17 protein-coding genes and 1 rRNA gene are annotated in these 21,677 nt (G+C 37.0%); 7 read left to right on the forward strand and 11 right to left on the reverse strand.

The window, feature by feature from the left end; all coding sequences use genetic code 11:
* The 3 genes from rrf to trhA form a co-directional block, all read left to right on the forward strand.
* Positions 1-90: ribosomal RNA gene (rrf, locus tag CRO15_RS05740) — 5S ribosomal RNA — on the forward strand; the annotation flags it as partial.
* Between the two features lie 116 nt (positions 91-206).
* Positions 207-1,496, forward strand: coding sequence for an amidohydrolase family protein (locus CRO15_RS05745; RefSeq protein ID WP_243396916.1), 1,290 nt, complete (start codon positions 207-209; stop codon positions 1,494-1,496).
* A gap of 6 nt (positions 1,497-1,502) precedes the next feature.
* On the forward strand, positions 1,503-2,141 hold the full coding sequence (trhA, locus tag CRO15_RS05750) for a PAQR family membrane homeostasis protein TrhA (RefSeq protein WP_097044868.1): 639 nt from the start codon (positions 1,503-1,505) through the stop codon (positions 2,139-2,141).
* Positions 2,142-2,154: 13 nt separating this feature from the next.
* Here the strand turns inward: trhA and CRO15_RS05755 are convergent, their stop codons facing one another.
* The 6 genes from CRO15_RS05755 to CRO15_RS05780 form a co-directional block, all read right to left on the reverse strand.
* Positions 2,155-2,823 carry a ZIP family metal transporter gene (locus tag CRO15_RS05755; RefSeq protein WP_097044869.1) on the reverse strand — a complete coding sequence of 223 codons (669 nt, stop codon included), beginning with the start codon at positions 2,821-2,823 and terminating at the stop codon, positions 2,155-2,157.
* Between the two features lie 119 nt (positions 2,824-2,942).
* On the reverse strand, positions 2,943-6,302 hold the full coding sequence (locus tag CRO15_RS05760) for a VCBS repeat-containing protein (protein ID WP_097044870.1): 3,360 nt from the start codon (positions 6,300-6,302) through the stop codon (positions 2,943-2,945).
* A 192-nt stretch (positions 6,303-6,494) separates the two neighbouring features.
* Complete coding sequence (locus CRO15_RS05765; RefSeq protein WP_165769921.1) at positions 6,495-8,105, reverse strand: RagB/SusD family nutrient uptake outer membrane protein; 1,611 nt, start codon at positions 8,103-8,105, stop codon at positions 6,495-6,497.
* 24 nt (positions 8,106-8,129) lie between these two features.
* Entirely contained in the window at positions 8,130-11,570 is a 3,441-nt protein-coding gene (locus tag CRO15_RS05770; protein ID WP_097044872.1) for a TonB-dependent receptor, read from the reverse strand.
* 90 nt (positions 11,571-11,660) lie between these two features.
* On the reverse strand, positions 11,661-12,644 hold the full coding sequence (locus CRO15_RS05775; protein ID WP_097044873.1) for a FecR family protein: 984 nt from the start codon (positions 12,642-12,644) through the stop codon (positions 11,661-11,663).
* Between the two features lie 48 nt (positions 12,645-12,692).
* Positions 12,693-13,298, reverse strand: coding sequence for an RNA polymerase sigma-70 factor (locus CRO15_RS05780; protein WP_097044874.1), 606 nt, complete (start codon positions 13,296-13,298; stop codon positions 12,693-12,695).
* 248 nt (positions 13,299-13,546) lie between these two features.
* Here CRO15_RS05780 and CRO15_RS05785 point away from each other — a divergent pair, with 248 nt between their 5' ends.
* Entirely contained in the window at positions 13,547-14,701 is a 1,155-nt protein-coding gene (locus CRO15_RS05785; RefSeq protein ID WP_097044875.1) for a THUMP domain-containing class I SAM-dependent RNA methyltransferase, read from the forward strand.
* Positions 14,702-14,726: 25 nt separating this feature from the next.
* Here the strand turns inward: CRO15_RS05785 and CRO15_RS05790 are convergent, their stop codons facing one another.
* From CRO15_RS05790 to rlmD, 4 genes are read right to left on the reverse strand one after another with little or no spacing between them, the layout of a single operon-like run.
* Positions 14,727-15,074 carry a VOC family protein gene (locus tag CRO15_RS05790; RefSeq protein ID WP_097044876.1) on the reverse strand — a complete coding sequence of 116 codons (348 nt, stop codon included), beginning with the start codon at positions 15,072-15,074 and terminating at the stop codon, positions 14,727-14,729.
* Between the two features lie 54 nt (positions 15,075-15,128).
* Positions 15,129-15,905, reverse strand: coding sequence for a DUF6048 family protein (locus CRO15_RS05795; RefSeq protein WP_097044877.1), 777 nt, complete (start codon positions 15,903-15,905; stop codon positions 15,129-15,131).
* Positions 15,886-16,398: a DUF6452 family protein gene (locus CRO15_RS05800; protein ID WP_097045592.1), complete on the reverse strand. Its 513-nt coding sequence runs from the start codon at positions 16,396-16,398 to the stop codon at positions 15,886-15,888. Before CRO15_RS05800 ends, CRO15_RS05795 begins: the two co-directional genes overlap by 20 nt.
* 30 nt (positions 16,399-16,428) lie before the next feature.
* Positions 16,429-17,841, reverse strand: a complete 1,413-nt coding sequence (gene rlmD, locus CRO15_RS05805) for a 23S rRNA (uracil(1939)-C(5))-methyltransferase RlmD (RefSeq protein WP_097044878.1) — start codon at positions 17,839-17,841, stop codon at positions 16,429-16,431.
* 125 nt (positions 17,842-17,966) lie between these two features.
* On the opposite strand from rlmD, the gene CRO15_RS05810 reads away from it, so the two are divergent.
* The 3 genes from CRO15_RS05810 (at position 17,967) to rocD (ending at position 20,281) form a co-directional block, all read left to right on the forward strand.
* A complete protein-coding gene (locus CRO15_RS05810) occupies positions 17,967-18,518 on the forward strand; it encodes an RNA polymerase sigma factor (protein WP_097044879.1) in 552 nt (183 codons plus the stop codon).
* Positions 18,508-18,888 carry a DUF6768 family protein gene (locus CRO15_RS05815; protein ID WP_097044880.1) on the forward strand — a complete coding sequence of 127 codons (381 nt, stop codon included), beginning with the start codon at positions 18,508-18,510 and terminating at the stop codon, positions 18,886-18,888. The genes CRO15_RS05810 and CRO15_RS05815 overlap by 11 nt, the downstream gene beginning before the upstream one ends.
* A 151-nt stretch (positions 18,889-19,039) precedes the next feature.
* Positions 19,040-20,281 (forward strand): ornithine--oxo-acid transaminase, encoded by a 1,242-nt coding sequence (gene rocD, locus CRO15_RS05820; RefSeq protein ID WP_097044881.1) that lies wholly within the window; start codon positions 19,040-19,042, stop codon positions 20,279-20,281.
* A gap of 38 nt (positions 20,282-20,319) precedes the next feature.
* Here the strand turns inward: rocD and CRO15_RS05825 are convergent, their stop codons facing one another.
* Entirely contained in the window at positions 20,320-21,642 is a 1,323-nt protein-coding gene (locus tag CRO15_RS05825; protein WP_097044882.1) for a carboxypeptidase-like regulatory domain-containing protein, read from the reverse strand.
* Positions 21,643-21,677 lie beyond the last annotated feature (35 nt).

Below are 21,677 nucleotides of genomic sequence, written 5' to 3' on the forward strand. Positions count from 1 at the left end.
CCCACCCCTTTCCATTCCGAACAGGGAAGTTAAGCCCGTTTGCGCCGATGGTACTGCTATACCAAGTGGGAGAGTAGGTCGCCGCCTTCCTTGAAGGCCCTTTACTAATGTAAAGGGCCTTTTTTTGTTTTATATTATCTTTAGAGATAAACAAAATCATGTTCAGACTTCAATCAACCTTCTGTATATTTTTTATTACCATTTTTATGTTTTCGCAAGAAAGCCAACTTAAGGCTTTGGTCGGAGGAACATTGATAGATGGTTTTGGTTCAGACCCTATAAAAAATAGCGTTATATTGATTGAAGGAGAGCGTATTAAGGCTATTGGAACCATAGAAACACTTCCTGTCCCGGACAATGCAGAACTTATATCAACTGAAGGAATGAGTGTCCTTCCTGGGCTTTGGGATATGCATGTTCACACTATGATCAATGGTCATGCAGATTACACATATTGGGACAAAACCTATCCACCACTATTTGAAGATGTAATTATGCCTTCTTCTGCCCATCAACTGTTAATGGCAGGAGTAACCAGTACAAGGGATTTAGGTGCCCCATTAAAAGAAAGTATCTCGGTAAGGGATAGAATCAATAATGGAGAAATACCTGGAGCTACACTTTATGTATCAGGACCTTTTATTCAACATAGACCATATCCAGGAACCGAAGATTTTAGATGGGGGGTAAACGGTCCGGAGGATGGAAAAAGAAAAATTAAAAGGCTTGCGGATGCCGGTGTTGATGTCATAAAGTTGATTGATCATGATCAAATGACCATGGGAGAGCTGAAAGCTGTGGTAGATGAAGCCCATAAATATAATTTGAAAGTTGTTGCCCATGGACACCGCCCTGAAGAAATTAGAAGAGGGTTGCAGGTTGGTGTGGATTGTTTTGAACATACAGGATTATCTTCTGCACCCAAATACCCGGATGATGTTATGGAAATGATTAAGGAACGAACAGCCCAAATGAATAAAGGACCTTTGTTTTGGTGTCCAACCGTTGAGGGGCTTTACAATTACGAATACGTAAGGGATAATCATGAGAAATTGGATAATGATTCATGGCATTTAGGATTACCGGACAGTATTATTACTGATATTAAAAATAGTATTAAGCACCCCGACAGATTGCCTTATTTTCAGTTGACACCTTCAAGAAAGCCCACTTTAAAAACAAAAATTCATCAACTTTTGAATGCAGGAGTTGTTTTGTTAGTGGGCACTGATAGTGGTATTCCCATGAAATTCCATAGTCAATCCACTTGGAACGAACTTGATGTTTGGGTTAACGAGTTTGGAATTGATCCTATGTATGCCATACGTTCTGCCACTTATTGGCCAGCGTTATGGATGGGAGTTGCTAACGATGTAGGAACTATCACTCCGGGGAAATATGCGGATATTATCGCGGTAGATGGAGATGTTTTACGCTATATTAGTTTGTTACAAGATGTGGACATGGTTATAAAGCATGGTAAACGTTACAAATAACATTTCTTGACTTCTAATCCCAAATCTACTTTAATTGAGGAAAGATTGAATGCATATTCCCATGCTTTGGGAGTTGCGATTTCCATTATTGGTTTTGTCCTCATATTCCAGCAAGATATGACTGGAGTGCCGTTTTTGTACGGAAGTATTTTAATTTATAGTAGTTCTCTTGTGTTTCTGTTTTCAGCATCAACTATTTACCATGCAGTGCAAAATCCAAAGCTTAAAAAGAAACTTAGAATCCTAGATCACATTGGTATATATTATTTGATAGCTGGCACTTACACACCGGTTTGCTTGACTATTTTGTTGGGTTCAAAAGGATGGTTATTGTTTTATTGTGTCTGGGGAATTGCTTTTTTGGGAACATTTTTAAAACTGTTTTTTACTGGAAAGTTTGAAGTTTTTTCATTGGTGCTATACGGGTTGATGGGATGGCTGGTTGTCATTGATTATCCATTTCTTGTACAAAATATCACATTAAAAGGATTGTCTTATCTAGCGCTGGGCGGAGCGTTTTATACGATTGGAATCTTGTTTTATGCCATAAAGAGGATTCCGTATAATCATCTCATATGGCACATTTTCGTATTAGGTGGCGCCATCAGTCACTGGGTACTGATTTTCTCAGAAATTATAGACTAAATTATTTCAAAAGCTATGCAAAATAAGCAATACCAATGCCCAAAATAATGACCAGTAACTTTCTTAGATTAAAAGAATGCCCCTGCGAACTTTCAAAAAGTATAATTGTGGAAACATGTAAAAATACACCAATGGCCAAAGCAGTAAAGATTGATGCATATGCTTCCATCCATGTAGATTGCGCCAAATAGTTTCCTATGGGAGTCATCAATGAAAAGGCTGCAATGAATAGTATTACTGAGCTTTTTTTCAACTCAGAATTAATTAAAAAGATACTCAGTATTACCGCTACTGGTACTTTATGAATTAAGATTCCATATAAAATAGAAGAGTCACCATGAATAGGTACACCTTCTATTAGGGCATGTATGGATAAGCTTACAAACAGTAATAGCGGAAACTTATTTTTTTTCATATCCAGATGTACATGCCCATGCTCTGCTCCTTTGGAAAAGAATTCCAAAAAGATTTGTAATAAAATTCCTGCAAGGATGAAAATAGCGATAGTTTTTGGTTCCTGATTCTCATATACCTCCGGGAGTAGTTCAAAAAAGGTTAAGGCAAGCAAAAAAGCTCCACTGAAAGCTAGTAAAAGCTTTATGTTCTTTTTGTCTTTAGGCTTTACAATCCATACAAATGCAAAACTGGCCCAAACGGCTAAAACAAGAATTATGAAGGTCATTAAAAATGGAAATCCAAATGGTTGACGGCAAAAATAAAACAATTATTCCATGGGAAATGTTTTAATTCAAGATTCCATAGTAGGCCAATTGTAAATATATTATGAGGAAAATTATGGTACTAGTTTATTTTTATTAATTGTAGGTAACCATCATTTTTTCCTATTAATAAGGCTTTGCCAGAATTTGTTCGCAAAACTTTTGCCACCTTAGAGTCCCCGTTCACAAAAAGACCGCTTTTATGTGGTGGTATGACGTCATATTCTCCATTGACTTTTCCTTTTAGGAACATACCATAACTTGCATCGTTTCTTGGGGTTTCAATTTCTGAGCCATATAAATTTCCAACAACTACGGCATCTTGTATGCCGTCATTATCAAAATCATCTATTACTATATCGTTAATGGAGGATAGTTGTAGATAGTTGGGTAAAGGAATTATTCCGAAACCATCACTTCCTTTGTTTTCAATAATAGAGGATGAAAAGTTGGTTGCTTCATAATGTAATGCTTCTTTTAGCTTATCCTGACCATAGACATCTACTAATGTAGCTGAACCAAATTCATTGTATGTTTGGAATTTCTTTTTTATTGAAGGCATTTGATTAGAGCTACATTCCCTGCCTCTTAGGGGGAAGAGTTTCCCATAATTGTAATAGCCCAATACAATATCAAGGGTATTGTTGTTATCAAAATCATTTGCATATATTTCAAATGGTTCTAGCTCACTTGCCTTGTATTTGTAATTTAACCCAAGATTTCCAAGTATGAAATCCATATCGTTATCCTGATCAAAATCTGTTTCAATTATCGTATTCCACCAACCTGTTTCATTGGAGAATGTTGATTGTTTGATAAACCCTTGGCCTGTATTTAAAAATGATGTTGGTGCCATCCATTCGCCTACTATTATCAAATCTGTTTTACCATCTTTATTTATATCACTCCAAGTAGCATCCGTCACCATTCCAATGTTCTTGATATCAATATTCAATTCGTTGGTTACATCAGTGAATTTAGGGATGTCTTTAGAGCTATCATTTCTTAATATATAACTATCACCTGGATAAGGATACTTTCCCGGTTTTTGCCTACCTCCAATGAATAGGTCCAAATCTCCATCATCATCAAAATCTCCACTTACAACACATGAGGCGCTTGAATGCATTTGAGGCAGCGCACTTGTGCTTTTTGAAAATGTTCCTGTTCCATCGTTAACATAAAAACGGTCTTGCAGGTATATAGAGCCGGATTCATATTCATTTCCACCACTTGAAACATATAGGTCCATATCGCCATCGTTATCAAAATCTTGAAAAGTGGCAGACATGTCCTCGTGTTCCTTGTCCTTTAGGAAAGTATTGGATGAAGCAGTTTTAAAGGTCCCATCTGGTTGTTGTAGATAGATTTTTCCTGTTTGACCAATAGCTCCTCCATGAAAAAAGTCGTCTAAGTTGTCACCATTTATATCAGCTATTGCCAAAGCGGGTCCAAGTGTGGACATTCGGTGAGGAAGTAACTCTTCTCTTTGAAAATCACTAAAAGCGTTTTCCTCATGCTTTGCGTCTAATTGCATTAGTTGAGTAATATCCCTGAACAACGGTTTTGAATCATTTTTTGATTTCAAGGTCTTTTGAACAGCATTTTTGTAATCCACAATTAATGTTTGATTGGATGCTATTTTATCCATGATTTGGTTTTGCCCATTGGACCAAGTAACCTCAACCATATCAATTACCGATGCCTCTCCCAATCCAAAGTGAAGGATTGAGGAAACCCCGGACTGAAAACCTCTTGTAATATAGTTTTCTTTAACTTGAATATTATTGTTCTGATGGATCGTTATTCTAGCCCCAATCCCCTTTTTGTTATTTGTTGGGCCAATTAGTTTAACTTTTAAATAATTGTTTGCTGTGAGTTCTGAGGTATTGTTCTTATAGATAAAGGCATTATCATCAACATTGTTTACGACAAGATCTATGTCTCCATCGTTGTCAAAGTCGGCATAAGCAGCCCCTGTTGAACTCGTTGGGGGTTGATCAATTTCTATTTTCTTGAAAGTTAAATCTTTGTTGTTGAGATAAAAGTAGTTTTTCTTCTTTCTTTGAGGCATTTTATTCAGTAAATCATGAACAAAGTTCTGACGTACATCAATGTTTCCTGCTTTAAGGGCTTCTTCTCTTTTTTTTCGGTAAATATTGAAATCGTTGTTCCTAAAATCACGTTTAATTCCGTTAGAAATAAAAAGATCTTTATGGCCATCATTGTCCATGTCCATAAATAGTGGTGACCAACTCCAATCAGTGCTGGCAATGCCACCAAGTTGTGCCACCTCAGAAAATTTTGGGAGGTTATCATTTTGGTCAATACCATTGTTCAGTTGTAGTGTATTGTACATATATTGATGATGCAGGCCAACTTCTACATGATGGTAAAACCTAGCGGGATTCATACCGCTCATGCTGGTTTTGATTCCAAAGTTATCTTCTGCCATCATATCTACAGTGATTACGTCCAATAATCCATCGTTGTTATAATCAGCAATATCGTTGCCCATAGAGAAATTGGAGATATGCCCAGTACTTTTTTTTGCGACTTCTTGAAATGTCCCATCTTTTTGGTTAATATACATATGGTCTTGTCCTGAGAAATCATGACTTACATATATATCTGGCCATTCGTCATTGTTTAGATCACCAAAAGCAAGACCCAATCCATAACCCAACATGTTGTTGACAATATTTGCTTCTTGTGTTACATCTTTAAACTTCCCCTCATCGTTTCTGAACAAACGTTCGCCTCTATATTTAGAGGGTGTTTTGGCAAATGTTTCAATCTGACTTTCCGGATAGGTGTCTATACCATGGTTGATAAGAAACATATCTAAATCGCCATCCTTGTCGTAATCAAAAAAACCAGCTTGAGTTGAAAATGAGGGATCATCCAACCCAAATTCTGAAGCCATTTCTTTGAACACAGGAACACCATTGGATACTCCCATATTGAGCATCAGTGCGTTTTTACGAGGTTCTTCCTGTTCAAACCTTCCAGTTCTGCAGATATAGATATCCAATAGTCCATCTTGATTTATGTCGACCACCGTCACACCAGAATCAAAACCTTTTCCACTATCGGCAAGGGAAATGGAGGTAACATCCTTGAACCTCATATTCTTTTCATTGAGGTATAATTTGTTTTTACCAAGGGTAGATACAAAATAGATATCTTCCCATCCATCATTGTTAAAATCTCCAACGGCCACACCACTGCCATTGTAGAAGTATTCATAAAAAATTCCGTTCATAAATTCTGTTTCCCTTAAATCATTCTTGAAGGTTATTTGAGAAACGGTAGAAGGTATGGTTTCAAACAACGGTATGTCTGCAATGATTTGTTCATTTTTTTTCTCTTCGGATTTTTTACAGTTTAACAACATTATTGATACTGCACAAATGAAGAATACCGTTATTTTTTTTGACATGAGAATATGTTTTTCTATCTATTGGAAAAGGAAAAATGATATGGAATTATACTAAATTTTTAATAACTGTTAGTTTGTATTGACGTCACTTTTCTTTTCATGTTTATTTAATCGAGTTAAAAAAAGCCCATTTGATAAAAAATAAATGGGCTTTTTGAAAAAAAACTAAATAACTAACTCGAACTCTATTTTTTAATACCCTGGATTTTGTGTCAAGACATCTGAGAGCTTGTCAATTTCGCTTTGAGGTATTGGTGCCAGATTATTTTTTGGTGCAAACACTCTGTTCTCCACTTCAAAAACGCCATAAGGTTTTCCCTGAGCATCAGCTCCTGTCAGCTCACCGTTAGGTCCTATTCTAATACCATGTATGGGTTTGTTAAAGACATCTTCGCCAATGCCCCATCTTCGTACATCAAAGAAACGGTGTTCTTCAAATGCCAGCTCAATACGGCGTTCATTTCTTATCCTAGCTCGCATTTGATCTTTGGACAATCCTGCTGGTAATGCCGGCATATTGACACCAGGTCTTGCTCTTACTTCGTTAACAGCACTATAAACGCTTGCATCTGGTCCAGAAGCTTCATTTTGTGCTTCTGCATAATTTAACAATACCTCGGCATAACGAATATGAATCCAGTTATTGCTACCCTCTTGTTGTCCCCAACCGTAGTTTTCAAAAGATTCATCCAAAAACTTTTTCAAATAGTATCCGGTTTTTGTGGCATCTCCATTTTTTTCTATTCCACTTAAACCTCCAATTCTGGTTTCAACTGCTTGTTCCCTCCATGGAGAACCATCATAAAAGATAGAGGCATAAAAACGCGGATCTCGATCAGTATAAGGATCATTGGAATCATAAAGTGGTGAATCTTCAATAGACATACCATCTGTCATCTCATAGGCATCTACAAGTTCTTGAGTAGGAGAAGTTCCTCCCCATCCACCGGCGGGGAAAGAAATAGGATGGTTAAACAAGTTTGCCCAATGCCCAATATCTGGATCTTGAAACTGTTTGTCAAAAATAACCTCTTCATTATTATCATTGGCGGCATGGAACAAACTATGGTAATCTGAAAAAAGAGTGTAAGTTCCAGCATCTATTACTTGCTTGCTTGCCGCAGCAGATTCTGCCCATTTTTCTGCATATAACAATGTTCTGCCCTTAAGTGCGAGTGCTGCACCCCTAGTTGCTTTGCCCAATAAGCTTCCATCATGACTTTCTGGCAACAAACCGGCAGCAGCGTCCAATTCTTTTATAACAAAGGCAATCACTTCTTCTTTTGAGTTTCTTGGAATATTAAAATCATCATCCAATGAAAGAGCTTCTTCTAAAATAGGAACTCCTCCATAATGCCTCATTAAATCGAAATAGTAGAATCCACGTAAAAAGTGTACTTCTCCGGTCATTCTATTTCTTATATCTGCATCTATTTCTGACTCTTCCGTTACATTGGCAAAAAACAGGTTGGCCTGCCTGATCATAGTAAAAGCATTGAACCATGTGCCGTTCATTGGGTAGTTACTTGGCCCATAGTCTCCACGGTTAAAAGCTTGACCACTTGGCCAGCCATAACTGTTTTCTCCATCATCAGTGGCTGCACCCAGCATATACCAGCCTCTGTTAAAACCGTCAGGTAAAGATTGGTACATTTCATTAATAACCAGTTCAACAAGTTTTGGGTCATTCCAAACTGCCTCGGAATTAAGCTTGTCTTGAGGAGTAAGGTCCAGAAAATCATCTTGACAACCTGCAAAGGAAATCAAGACTATTGCATATAATAGTATGTTTAAGTTTTTCATTTTTCTCATTTTTTTGTTGAACAATTAGAAGCTTACGCTCAAACCTAAAGTGTACGACTTAGTCTGTGGATAAAAAGCACCTCTTCCACTAGGAGCTTCAGGGTCAAAGTTTACAATGTCCGTCCATGTGTGCAGGTTCAATCCTGAAACATACAACCTTAACTGATCCAATTTGAGGGCGGATATCAAATCACTAGGGAAGTTGTATCCGATCTCAACATTTTTCAGCCTCAAGTAATTGGCATTTTGCAACCAAAAAGATGAAACAACCCTATTGTTGGTATCTTCGGTAAGGGTTCTTGGAAATCTAGCACTGGGATTATCTGGTGTCCAACGATCCAAATGTTGTTCTAGCACTTTTCCTCCATTAAAGAAAGGGAATGCAGCTTCTTCTGATAGGTAAACGTTAAAATCGTGTGCACCTTGAAATTGAGCGCTCATATCAAATCCTTTATAGCTCGCGCCAAAAGAGAATCCAAAGATGGCGTTAGGGTCACTAACAACGCCAATATTTGCACGATCATCATTATTGATGACACCATCTTCATTGACATCCTTATATCTAATGTCACCAGGAGCTAATGTTCCAAATCCAGATTGATCCGCGTGTGCATCAATCTCTGCTTGTGATTGAAAAAGACCATCTGCAATTAAACCTAATCTAGTGCCTATTTGGGTTCCTGTAAGGCGTAGATTATCGGCTACATCTGCAGGCTCACCTATTTCCACTCGCGTATTTTTAGCATCTGTATAATTTGCTTTTACCCAATAGAAGAAATCTTCTCCTATGGTATTCTTGTAATCTATGGCTATTTCAAAACCTTTGTTATCCACAATACCCAGGTTTTCATCTGGTAGAGCGGCGCCAACGAAACCAGGTACTACTCTTACTGGAGGAATTAATATATCCTCTGTGGTTTTGTTAAAGTAATCAAACTCAATTGCTAGTTTACTTTCAAACATTTCCAAGTTAAAACCTATGTTTTTTATTATAGCTGTTTCCCAAGTAACATCTAAGTTTGGTATTACGCCAGGTCTTATGGTTTGTACTGGATTGCCTCCAAGAATATAAGATCCTGAAAAGTCAAAAGCATCTAAGTACTGGAATTGGTCAATTCTATCATTTCCTAATTTACCCCAAGATGCTCTAAGCTTTAGCTCGTTTATGAAATTGACTTTTTCCATAAACTTTTCCTGAGAAATTCTCCAACCTGCTGAAAACGAAGGAAAGAATCCCCATCTTTTGTCAGAAGCAAAGTTTTCTGAAGCATCATATCTAAAACTACCTTCCAGTAAATATTTTGAATCGTAGGCGTAAGTAAATCTTGTTAAGTAGCCTAATCGTGCATTACTTCTGGCGTTTCCATTGTTTTGAGCTGACCCAGAATCTGCTAAATCCAATTGAGGAAGTTCATCAGATGTAAGGTTAAGACGACGAGCACCAAACCATCTTCGTCTATTTATGGCTTTTTCAGCTCCTAACAAACCAGTTACTTGGTGTATCCCAAATGTTTTGTCATAGTTTAAGGTGGCATTATAGGTTATGATCGGATCAGGAACTCCTGAACCACTATCTGGTGCGCTTTGAAAATACGATTCGCTAATACTTGATTGGCCCCGTGAAGCAGGATTGAAATCCCCTGTATTTGAATCAAAATCATAAACCGTATATTGTTTTTCCAGTGTTTTGGTAGTATTGTAAATGCGGTCTATAGCTGTATATCCTTTTAATGTAAGTCCATCTACATGAGGAATCTTGTATTCAAAGCTTAAATTACCCAACAAAATAATACTTGTAGATTGCCGTACTCCTCCTGTTCTTGCTTGTTCGATAGGATTGCTTCCAAATGCTCCTGAACCGGGAAGACCATTAGGATAATATGCTATTGTGTTAGGGGCCAAGCGCGAAAGTCCACTAAAAAAAGAGCCTACGCTGGATGTGGGTGAAAGTCTTTCTTCTTGACGACCTCCAACATCCAAGGAAACTTTAAGAGCATCAGTAATCTGAAAATCCATGTTTGCTCTTACATTATAACGATCATAATTCACGTTAGGCATCAATCCGCCTTCAGATAAAAAGCCTCCAGATACAAAATACTTAACTCTTTCTGAACCGCCAGAAATAGTAATGTTATGTTGTTGTTGAAGTGCAGAGGTCTTTAGGCCTTCCCCATACCAATCCGTATTTGGGTGAGTTATTGGGTCGGACCCTGTTCTATATTTTTCAAGATCTTCAGCAGTATACAATTCGGCCTTGCCTTCATTTCTTTTCGCTTCATTGAATAAAAGGGCATAATCATGACTTCCCAAATATTTTGGTAGTTGAGTTGGTCTTGATGTGGTAATTTCAGAGGTATAAGAAATGGTGGGTTTTCCTGTTTTTCCACGCTTAGTAGTAATCAAAATCACCCCGTTTGCACCTCTAACACCATATACTGCGGCGGCAGATGCATCCTTTAAAATGGTAACAGTTTCTACAATGTTTGGATCTAACTGTGAAAAATTACGTTGAACCCCATCAACAATGATAAGCGGAGAAGAGTTCCCTAGTGTACTTCTACCACGAATTAACAAATTTGAACCATTAGACCCTGGTTGTCCGCTACGTTGTGTAGCAATAAGTCCTGGTAATCTACCAACCAAGGCGTTGCTAATATTCGCAACGGAACTTTGGTTCAGTTCTTCACTATCAACTGAGACAACAGCACTGGTAACATTGGTTTTTTTCTGTGTTCCATAACCCACTACCACAACTTCATCCAACTCAGAAGCGTCATCTGCCATAGTTACGTTCACTACAGATTGATTGCCCACAGTTATTTCTTGAGTGGCAAATCCTATATAGGTAAACCGCAAAACACTGTTGGCAGATGGAACACTAATACTATAGTTGCCATCAAAATCTGTAGTTGTTCCAGTAGAAGATCCTTTTAACACAATACTTACCCCTGGAAGTGGCCCTCCATCGGAGTCCGTTACCTTACCGGTGATTGTGTTTTGGGCGGCATTGATAATAGTATTGGTCAACATGAGATTGACCTTTTCTTGCTTATTCGTAGCCTCAATAGTATTATTTCTTAAGAATGCTTCTATTTCCTCCTTTATTTTCGGATTGTTTTTTGGATATAGAACGATATACTTCTTAATAATACTGTAATCGATATCGGTGCTAGTGAACAACATACTTAGCGCTTCACTTATAACCGCATTTTGTATGTTCAATGAGGTTTTTTGTGTTACATCAACAATATTGGTGTTGTAAAAGAAGTTGTACTCACTACTTTTTTCTATTTCATTCAAAATCTTTTTGATCTTGACATTCTCTTTGGTTAGAGTAATTGTTTGTGCATTAGCATTGGAAGCAAACAGCTTGGCTAACGTACAGCATAACAATAAAAGGTAAATTTTCATAATCCTAACGATAGGAATTTCCAATGAAAAAACATTGAGCTGTTTTTTTTTCATAATTTTGATTGGTTTTAATTATTTACAATTGGATTTTGCTAAATAGTTAACTGTATGGGGAGTGGTGCGAACACTCCCCTTTTTTTCATTTCATTTTATTTCATTTTCTTTTTTGGTTAATGTGATAATGTTGTCTGCTAATCTATAGTTGATTGGAGAGGAAATGCTCAATAATTTTAAAACATCCTCTAGGGCTATTGTACTAAAAGTACCTGTGTATTTATAATCTAAGAGTTCTGGGGAATCAACCTTGAACTTGACTTTAAATTTTCGCTCCAAATCAAGGATTACCTGTGAAAGTGGGGTGTCATCAAAAATCAACCTGTCTTGTTTCCAGGAAATTACATTTTCCGATTGTACGGTTTCTACGTTGATCTGTTCACTTTCTTTGTGGTAAGTAGCTTGTTCAGAAGGCTGGAGTACCAAAACCTCACCATTGTCATTTTGCTTAATGACCTCTACTTTTCCTGAAACCAGAGTGGTCCTTACATGTTTTTCCTCTGGGTATGATTTAATATTGAAGACAGTTCCCAATACTCTTATTTTAATAGGACTATTGGTATTTACCAAAAGAGGTTTATGTTCATTTCTTATAACCTTAAAATAAGCTTCGCCGTTTAGACTTATTTCTCTAAGACTATCGTTAAAAATTTCAGGGTATTCTAATTGGCTATTGGCATTTAAAGTTACCTGCGTACCATCTGGTAGAATAATATTCTTCTTTTCACCAATGGTTGTACTTACATGCACTAAATCAGATGTATTGGGAAAGAAAGATTGGTTTTCAAAGTAAAGATTGACAGATAGGGTCATCAATATTGCTATAGCGGCGGCAACTCCAGACTTTCTAAGTATGGATTTACGCTTAATACGTCTAAGAATTTTGTTGAACCCTTCGTCAAGCTCTTTCTTGTCCATGGTTTTAGCCCCCATGGATTTTGCTACTTTTTTAGCTTTTAGCAGAGCATAGGTTTCAAGGTGTTCAGGATGTTTGAACAGCCAATTGACCAGCTGCTTTTTTTTCTTAGGATCAATGTCATCCCCTAAAAGTTCTTCAATGGTTTCTTTGCTCATGCCCAAGTATGATATAGTCTATATTATATAGACGTAAAAACTATTGGACTACCCTTGTATGAAAAGAAAAATAAATTGGAAAAAATATAGGAATTCTTTTAGATGTAGTTGTAAGTGTTTGATTGCCTTTGTTATATGGCCTTCAACTGTTTTGTGGGAGATTTGTAATTCTTCAGAGATCTCTCTGTTTTTTAATCCCTCTATCTTGCTTTTTAAAAATACAGCTTTACACTTGTCGGGAAGCAATTCAATGGCTTCCATGATCTGTTGTTCAAGTTCTTTTACCAATATTGCAGATGCAGCATCATTTGACAATGCCTGTAAATTTAGTGCAGCTTCTAACTGAGCTATATTGCCACCTGCATTCAAAGTGTGTTTCTTTGACCTCAAAAAATCCAAACAAGCATTGCGCATCATTCTATAGAGATAACCATCCATGTTGGAATTGATATTGATAGTATATCTTTTTTTCCAAACTTTAAGAAATACATCTTGGACAAGTTCCTCTGCATCTTCATTTTTTGGAATGTAACCAATAGCAATCTGAAGCAGTTTTGGATAATACAAATCATACAGAAGTCGATAGGCTTCCTTATCTCCCTTCTTGACAAGTTGGAAGAGTGTTGATTTTTTTATGTTGAGGTCATTACCCATAAAATCAAAAGGAGGTTCGTTACTCCAATATGGGTAAATTTACATTTTTAATAATTATTTAATCATTTATTGATATAAATCTTGTTTTTTGTAAGAAAAGGAAACTTTTTTGTTGATATAACTATTCATATAAGATATAGTTTGAACTTTACTTAATTCTATTACAGAGAGAAAGAGGGATATTCTTCATAAAAAATTGCATCAAATTAAGATGTTGTCCCTTACTTTGTGAAAGTTAATTTTTGACAATGGGAAACTTTAAAATGTTGGCCAAGACCTTTTATGGCTTTGAGCCAATTTTGGCCAAAGAACTTCGCAATTTGGGAGCAGGCCATGTAAGAGAAGGAGTGCGCAATGTTACTTTTGAAGGGGACTCTGGATTTATGTACAAAGCCAATCTATGCTTACGGACTGCATTAAAAATCTTTAAGCCCATTGCTACTTTTCAGGTGTTTAATGAAAAGCAACTTTATCAAAGTGTGTATAGTTTGAATTGGACGGATTATTTTGATTCCAGTAAAACTTTTGCTATTGATACTACCATGAGCTCAGACATATTTAACAATTCCATGTTTGTTTCACAAAAGGTAAAAGATGCCTTGGTAGATAAATTTAGAGCCATTGAACGCCAACGTCCTAGTGTGAATACTCATGATCCTGATGTCAGAATCAATGTCCATTTGTATAAAAATACTTGTACTGTATCTTTAGATAGCTCTGGTAGTTCTTTGCACCAACGGGGATACCGCATAGCGACTAATATTGCACCAATAAATGAAGTATTGGCAGCAGGCTTGCTTCTTTCAAGCGGATGGGATGGACAAACTGATTTTTTGGACCCCATGTGTGGTAGTGGTACTTTTTTGATTGAAGCCGGTATGATAGCTTGTAATATTCCATCAAATATTAATCGCGAAAACTATGCTTTTATGAACTGGAACGATTATGATTCCGAGCTTCATGAAAAAATTATTGATGCCAGTTTAAACAAGACTCGAGAGTTTCACCATAAGATTCTTGGATACGATAAGGCCCCATCTGCAGTGCGCAAAGCTCAAGAAAATGTGGACAATGCCAATCTTTCTGAATACATAAGCATTGAACGTAAGGATTTTTTTAGAACAGAAAAGCCAGTTGAATCAAAGTTACATATGGTATTCAATCCGCCATATGGAGAGCGTCTGCAGATAGATGTTGAAGATTTTTACGCGAAAATTGGTGATACCTTAAAACAGCAATATCCTGCAACTGACGCCTGGTTGATTACCTCAAACTTGGATGCATTGAAACATGTTGGACTTAGACCTTCAAGAAAGATAAAAACCTATAACGGAAAGCTCGAATCTAGATTGGTTAAATATGAAATGTATTCAGGCAGTAAAAAGGCAAAGTATAAAGATTAAATACCAAATTACTTTATAGATAAAGCTATTTGTCCGACCAAACGGCTAACTCATTTCCTGATGGGTCAGAAAAATGGAACCTACTTCCTCCAGGAAAAGAAAAAATATTTTTTACTATAGTTCCCCCTGCTTCCACAATTTTATCTTTTATGAACAGCAGGTTTTCGTGATATAATACAATGAGGACTCCATTTATGATATCTTCATCTGTTTTTTCAAAACCACCTTCTAACCCACTGTCCGTAAAGGCGGTATAGGTTGGTCCATAATCGGTGAATACCCAGCCAAAGCATTGGTTATAGAATATTTTTGTTAATTCAAGGTCCAAAGCTTTAAACTCAACATAGTTGATCAACGTATTTTTTGTTTTCATGAGCTTATGAGTATTGTGAAAATCCAAAAACAGAATTTTAAAGGTAATTATTACTTAATTCTGCTCGGCTTCAGTTTCCGGCTCCACTTCTTTTTTCTTTTTGGATTTTTTGTAAAATGGAATTAAATAAGAAATAGAATAATTATAGCTCACACCAAAATTACTGCCATCGGTTACCTTATTGAACCCAGGAATCCAAAGGTTGGGAAAGCGCTCTTCTTCTTTATTGGTCACCAAAAAGCCAAGTCTTGCACTCATGCCGACATAAATATTGGCAAAAAGCTCAACTTTCACACCAGCAACAAACTCTAGCCAAGAAGCATTCAGGCCACTAAATTCTTCACCATTTTGGGCTCCGACCAAAAAGCCATCAGGATTATAAAATCTATTACTATCAAAAATGTTGTAATTGTTCAAGGTTTGGCTAAAACTTGCCGCTGCGTAGCGTCCTCCAATGGTAATGGCATTGTTCATTCCAAACCAATTTTCATAAGTGTTGATTTCAACCCCAACCTTTAGATAGCTTCCGGATGTGGTATAGTTATAGAGCAAAGTACTCCCAAGGTTTTCTGTCTGGGTTTTTTTCTCATTGCCCAATTCGGCGGCCAGATACAGCTTTTGGGTCAACCGGTAATCACCGACCAATTCCAAACCAGTATAATCTTCATCAGTAAAAGATAGAATTAGGCGACTTAAATCAGCTCCAACACGCAAACCGTACTCCTGTTTATATTCCACAGTGTCCTTAGGTTGCAGGTCAATTGGTTTATCCTGACAAATTCCCCAAAAAGAGGTTGCGATACAAAAAATGCTAATGAAATATTTTGACATGGATATTATTGGAGTTTTCTACTTTTTGTTGAACAACGTCAATGTCTTTTATCCAGTTTTCAGGATTATCTGGAAGGGCCACATTTATTTCTTCATAATTGGCCACAATACCGCAAGCTCTCGACACAAATTTTTCTTGCATACTATATGAGACGGTAAGTATATCTACGTTGCCTGTTTCTTCACCGGTGGTATCATCGTCCGCAGAGTTTGTGATAAAAGAAAATTGTGTACTGGTCGTATCAATACGTAAGGGAATACCAATAGAATCCAAATTGCTGGCTCGGTCTGTTATGGTATTGATGTTTTGATCCAGAACAACCTCTTTTACTCGAAGTGAAGGGACTTCTTTAGGTTCTGTAGGATTGTCTGCATCAAAAAAACCAATGACCAGCAGAGGAGTGTCTCCATCCACGCAAATGTCATCCTTTTCGCAGGAAGCTACATAAAAAAACAAGAAAGCTATCAGTAAGATGGGAAGTATTTTTTTCATGCTAAAATTAAAAACAGATTTCATCAAAAATTATACCCGTTTCTCCAAAAGTACAACATTTTCAACGTGATGGGTCTGTGGGAACATATCCACGGGCTGTACCTTTATGACTTCGTACTTTTCATCTAATAGAGCTAAATCTCTTGCTTGGGTTGCGCTGTTACAACTCACATAGACTATCTTTTTAGGTGCTGCTGATAAAAGTTGCTCTACTACCAATTTGTGCATTCCATCACGAGGAGGGTCAGTAATCACTACATCTGGTTGTCCATTTTCAGCAATAAAGGACTCATTAAAAACATTTTTCATATCCCCCACATAAAAATCCACGTTGGTTATGCCATTATTTAAAGCATTGGTTTTTGCGTCTTCAATTGCCTCTGGTACAGATTCTACACCTACTACCTTCTTTGCATTTTTAGAGACAAATTGAGCAATGGTCCCGGTTCCCGTGTATAGGTCATAGACCAATTCATTTCCGGTTAATCCTGCAAAATCACGAGTTACTTTGTAAAGTTCATAGGCTTGGTCAGAATTGGTCTGGTAGAATGACTTTGCATTTATCTTAAATTTTAGCCCTTCCATTTGTTCAAAAATATGATCACGTCCTGCAAAGCAAATTACTTCCTGGTCATAAATGGTGTCATTTTGTTTTTGGTTAATGACATATAGCAGGGATGTTACTTCAGGGAATTTTATGATAAGGTGGTTCAATAGCATTTCCCGTTGCTCTTGATTATCATCACAGAATTGAATCAATAACATAATTTCTCCAGTGGAGGCTGTACGCAACATCATGGTACGTAATAATCCTTTTTGTTCCCTTGGATTGAAAAATGAAAGTCCATTTTTAACAGCAAAATTCCGTACCTCTAACCTAATGGTATTCGATGGGTTTTCCTGGAGGTGACATTTGTTAATGTCCAAAATCTTATCCCACATTCCAGGGATATGGAATCCTAATGCATTTTTATCTTCTATGGAATTTTCGGAATCTATCTCTTCTTGTGTTAGCCACCGGGAGCTAGAAAATGAGAATTCCATTTTGTTTCTATAAAAATATTGCTTTTTGGAGCCAAGAATTGGTGTTAGTTCCGGTAGCTCAATATTCCCAATTCGCTTTAAATTGTTTTCAACTTCTTTCTGTTTAAAATAGAGCTGGTGCTCATAGCCCATATGTTGCCATTTACATCCACCACATACCCCAAAATGCTCACATTCTGGAGAGGTCCTTTTGTTGGAAAGTGTGTGAAAGTTAGTGGCAATACCCTCAAAATAAGCCTTTCTCTTTTTGGTTGTCATCACATCCACCACATCGCCGGGAACGGCATTGGAAAGAAAGATAACTCTGCCATCAGGGGCTTTACCAACTGATTTTCCCTTGGCCCCAGCATCAATTACCTCAACATTTTCAAACGTTCTTCGCTTGTTTTTTCTACGCATGGCGCAAAAGTAAGCATAGGTTTTTATACAGAACAACTAACTTGTGAAATGAAAAGGATAAAATCTACATTTTTTTGAACCTTTTTGATAATTCAGCGTCTTTGGGTTATATACGAACTAATTAAATGCAGGAAAAAGAACGTATAGTTGATGGCAAACTTGTTGCGGATTTTCAATCTGGAAACAAACAGGCATTGATAACCTTGGTGAAGCGTTGGCACAAAATTTTTTGCGATAAAGCATATTGGATTGTTAAAGATGCGGATATGGCGAAGGATATTGCCCAAGATTGCTGGCAGACTATTATTGATAAGCTTGAAACGCTAAAAGATCCTGAAAGTTTTGGTGCATGGGCAATGCGAATTGTTTATACCAAATCTATTGATGCTATTAAAATAAAGAATAAGACTGGCGCCATTGACAATCAATTGGAACAAGAAAGTATTGAAGAAGTTGAATCAACATATATGGATAATTTAAAACAAAACTTGTTGAAGACGGTGAACACATTACCCGAACACCAACAAATGGTTGTCCGTTTGTTTTATGTTCAGGACTATTCGCTAAAGGAAATTAGTGGGATTTTGGAGATTTCGATTGGAACGGCTAAATCTAGATTATATCACGCTAGGGAAAAATTAAAAACAATAATAAAAAGTAGAAGTCATGAAAACTAATATGGAAGACATAGACAGATTAATTAAAGACGCTCTAACTGAAGAAGAGGCTAAGTTTTATGATGGATTGGATGAACAAAATCTTTTTCAAATGCTTGGCGGATTATTTAAAGGGAAAAACTCTTGGCTGGCATTGATCATGAATGTTATGAATGCTTTGGTCTTTGGATTGCTTATTTATTGCATAATACAAACCTTTGATGTAGAAAACACTAACGATTTGATTCTTTGGGTTGGAGGTGTTTTAGTATGCTTTTCAACCATAAGTATGTTAAAAATTTATATGTGGATGCAAATGCATAGGAATGCATTGATGAGGGAAATAAAAAGGTTGGAACTATTGATATCTGCCCAAGCTCAAAAAAAATAGGATGAACGGCCCATATTTGAGAAAATTCGCAAATATTTAATATTTTAGCGGCTCTTCAGGGATGATTTCTCTCCCACGCTGCTTTTTCGAGTCTTCGAAAGAATAAAGGTATTGTAGGAATAGTTGTTTTTTTAATTTAACTATAACTAAAATGGCTGTTTTAGAGCATTTAACATCGCAGCAAGCGATAGATTTAGAAAACAAGTACGGAGCACAGAATTATCATCCACTACCCGTTGTTTTGAGTAGGGGAGAAGGTGTTTACGTATGGGATGTGGAAGGCAATAAATACTATGATTTTTTGTCTGCCTACTCCGCAGTAAACCAGGGGCATTGTCATCCAAAGATAATAGGGGCCCTAAAAGACCAAGCTGAAAAGCTTACGCTCACATCACGCGCATTTTACAATGACGTTTTGGGCAGGTATGAAGAATTTGCGACAAAATTCTTTGGTTTTGATAAGTTGTTGCCAATGAACACCGGTGCAGAAGCTGTAGAAACCGCATTGAAATTGGCAAGGAAATGGGCATATGAAAAAAAGGGAGTGCCAACAAATCAAGCTAAAATAATTGTTTGCCAAAACAATTTTCATGGCCGAACAATTTCCATTATTTCAGCATCAAACGATCCCGTTGCCACGGAAAACTTTGGACCCTTTACACCTGGAATTACTTCAATCCGTTACAATGACATCAATGCATTACAGGAAGCATTAAAAGATGAAAATGTAGCTGCATTTTTGGTCGAGCCTATACAGGGAGAGGCTGGGGTGTATGTGCCAGCGGAGAATTATTTGAAAGAAGCTTATGATTTGTGTAAATCCAAAAATGTACTCTTCATTGCTGATGAGGTACAGACAGGTATAGCAAGAACGGGAAAGCTTTTAGCTGTTGACCATGAAGGTGTAAAACCTGATGTGTTAATTTTGGGCAAAGCTATTTCGGGAGGCGTATTGCCTGTATCCGCTGTTTTGGCCAATGATGAGGTGATGGAAGTTATTAGGCCTGGCAATCATGGTTCTACCTTTGGAGGGAATCCATTGGCATGTGTAGTTGCCATGGCGGCTTTGGAAGTGGTAGAAGAAGAGCAATTAGCTAAAAATGCATCTGAGTTGGGTGAACTTTTCCGCGAGGAAATGGAAAAGCTAATCAAAGAAACCGATTTAGTACGTTTGGTAAGGGGAAGAGGTCTTTTAAACGCCATTGTGATCAACGATTCTGAGGATAGCTCCACAGCATGGGAGATTTGTATGGCACTTAAAGAGAATGGACTTTTGGCGAAGCCCACCCATGGAAATATCATTCGTTTTGCTCCTCCTTTGGTAATGAACAAAGAGCAATTACTGGACTGCGTTTCCATAATAAAGAAAACACTCCTAGAGTTTGATAAATAAAAAAAGCCCCTTTAAAGGGGCTTTTTTTTGCTTTAATATCATGGGGCCGATGTTCCACCTTTGGATTTGGCCTTACGTAATTGTCGTTGTATTTTTTTAATTGCCGATTCTATGGATTTTTCAGGTTCAATAATATTATATTCACCCCAAAAATCTGGATCGGAGAAACCAATTGCCTCATCACTTAAAATAATTGATTTTTTAAGGCGCTCCCTATTCTTGGGTAATTTCCCAGTTACATTTTTTTCCCAATCTGTGACTGCCATTTCTGCCATCATGCTATACACCGAATTGAACAACTTATCCTCCCAATCAACTTTAAACTTTAACAGAACATTGCTATAACCGTAGTACCATTTTCCACTTTTCTCCCTATAATCTACTCTATAGGCAACTTCAGTTGGCCAGACATCAACTCTAGCAGGTTTTCTGCGAACAAAAAGCTTGGCAGCCGCTACTTTGTCCGTAATGTTGAGTGTATAAATGGCGCTGGTCAAAGTTTTGTTGTCAACATCAATAAACAGTTCACCTTTGTATAATGGTGCCATTATGGACTCATGTTGCTCAAATTTGATTACATAGATTAATCTGTCGTTGATTCTGGTAGACCTGCTAAATCTAAACTTATAGTCATCAATAGAGTTGTTATCAAAGATATACTCTGGATATTTCATAATATCAACGTATAGTGCATTAAAAGGGCCACCCTGTAATTTAAGGGCTACGGTGTCCAATCTACTATAATCAGTACTTTTTCTGGCTCTGTAAAGTTCCACGGCATCTTTTCTAAGCGAACTGTAAGGAGATTTGTAAATATTAACAACCGCTTCCGATAAAGAAACATTTTTGCGCCTCTTCTTTATGGTTTCTCTATAAAATGCTGTCATCAATGTTGGGTCGTCAAAATAATTGTCCCCTTTTCTAGCTAGCGTTTCTTTTACCAATGCCGAAGCATCTTTTGGGGCATTGATATTGACTTCAGAAAGTTCTGTCACCGATACGGATAAGGAAATCTTATTTTTATTGGGTTTTAGTTCTGAAAGCTTGATATTCTTGCTTTTATATCCCAAAAAAGAAACCACGATTGTACCATCTGTGATACTCTGTGGAATTTTCAAGAGAAAACTACCTTCTGTATTCGTGATCGTGCTGATGTTGGTGCCTTCCACAGATAAAGTTGCAAACACCAAAGGTTTTTTGGATGTGGCATCTACTATTTTACCTTTATATTGATTGTAATTATCTACTTGGGATTGTTCTTGAAATGCAAATGTTTCTTTGGTTCCAAATGCCAAAACACATAATACGGAGCATATTATTGTTAGGGTCTTGTGCTGAATTCTTGAATATATCTGATTCATAACTGCTGCCGTTTTTAATTGAAAAAACTATTCTA

Origin of the sequence: Flagellimonas pacifica (genome assembly GCF_900215465.1) — a bacterium.
GTDB classification, from domain to species: domain Bacteria; phylum Bacteroidota; class Bacteroidia; order Flavobacteriales; family Flavobacteriaceae; genus Flagellimonas; species Flagellimonas pacifica.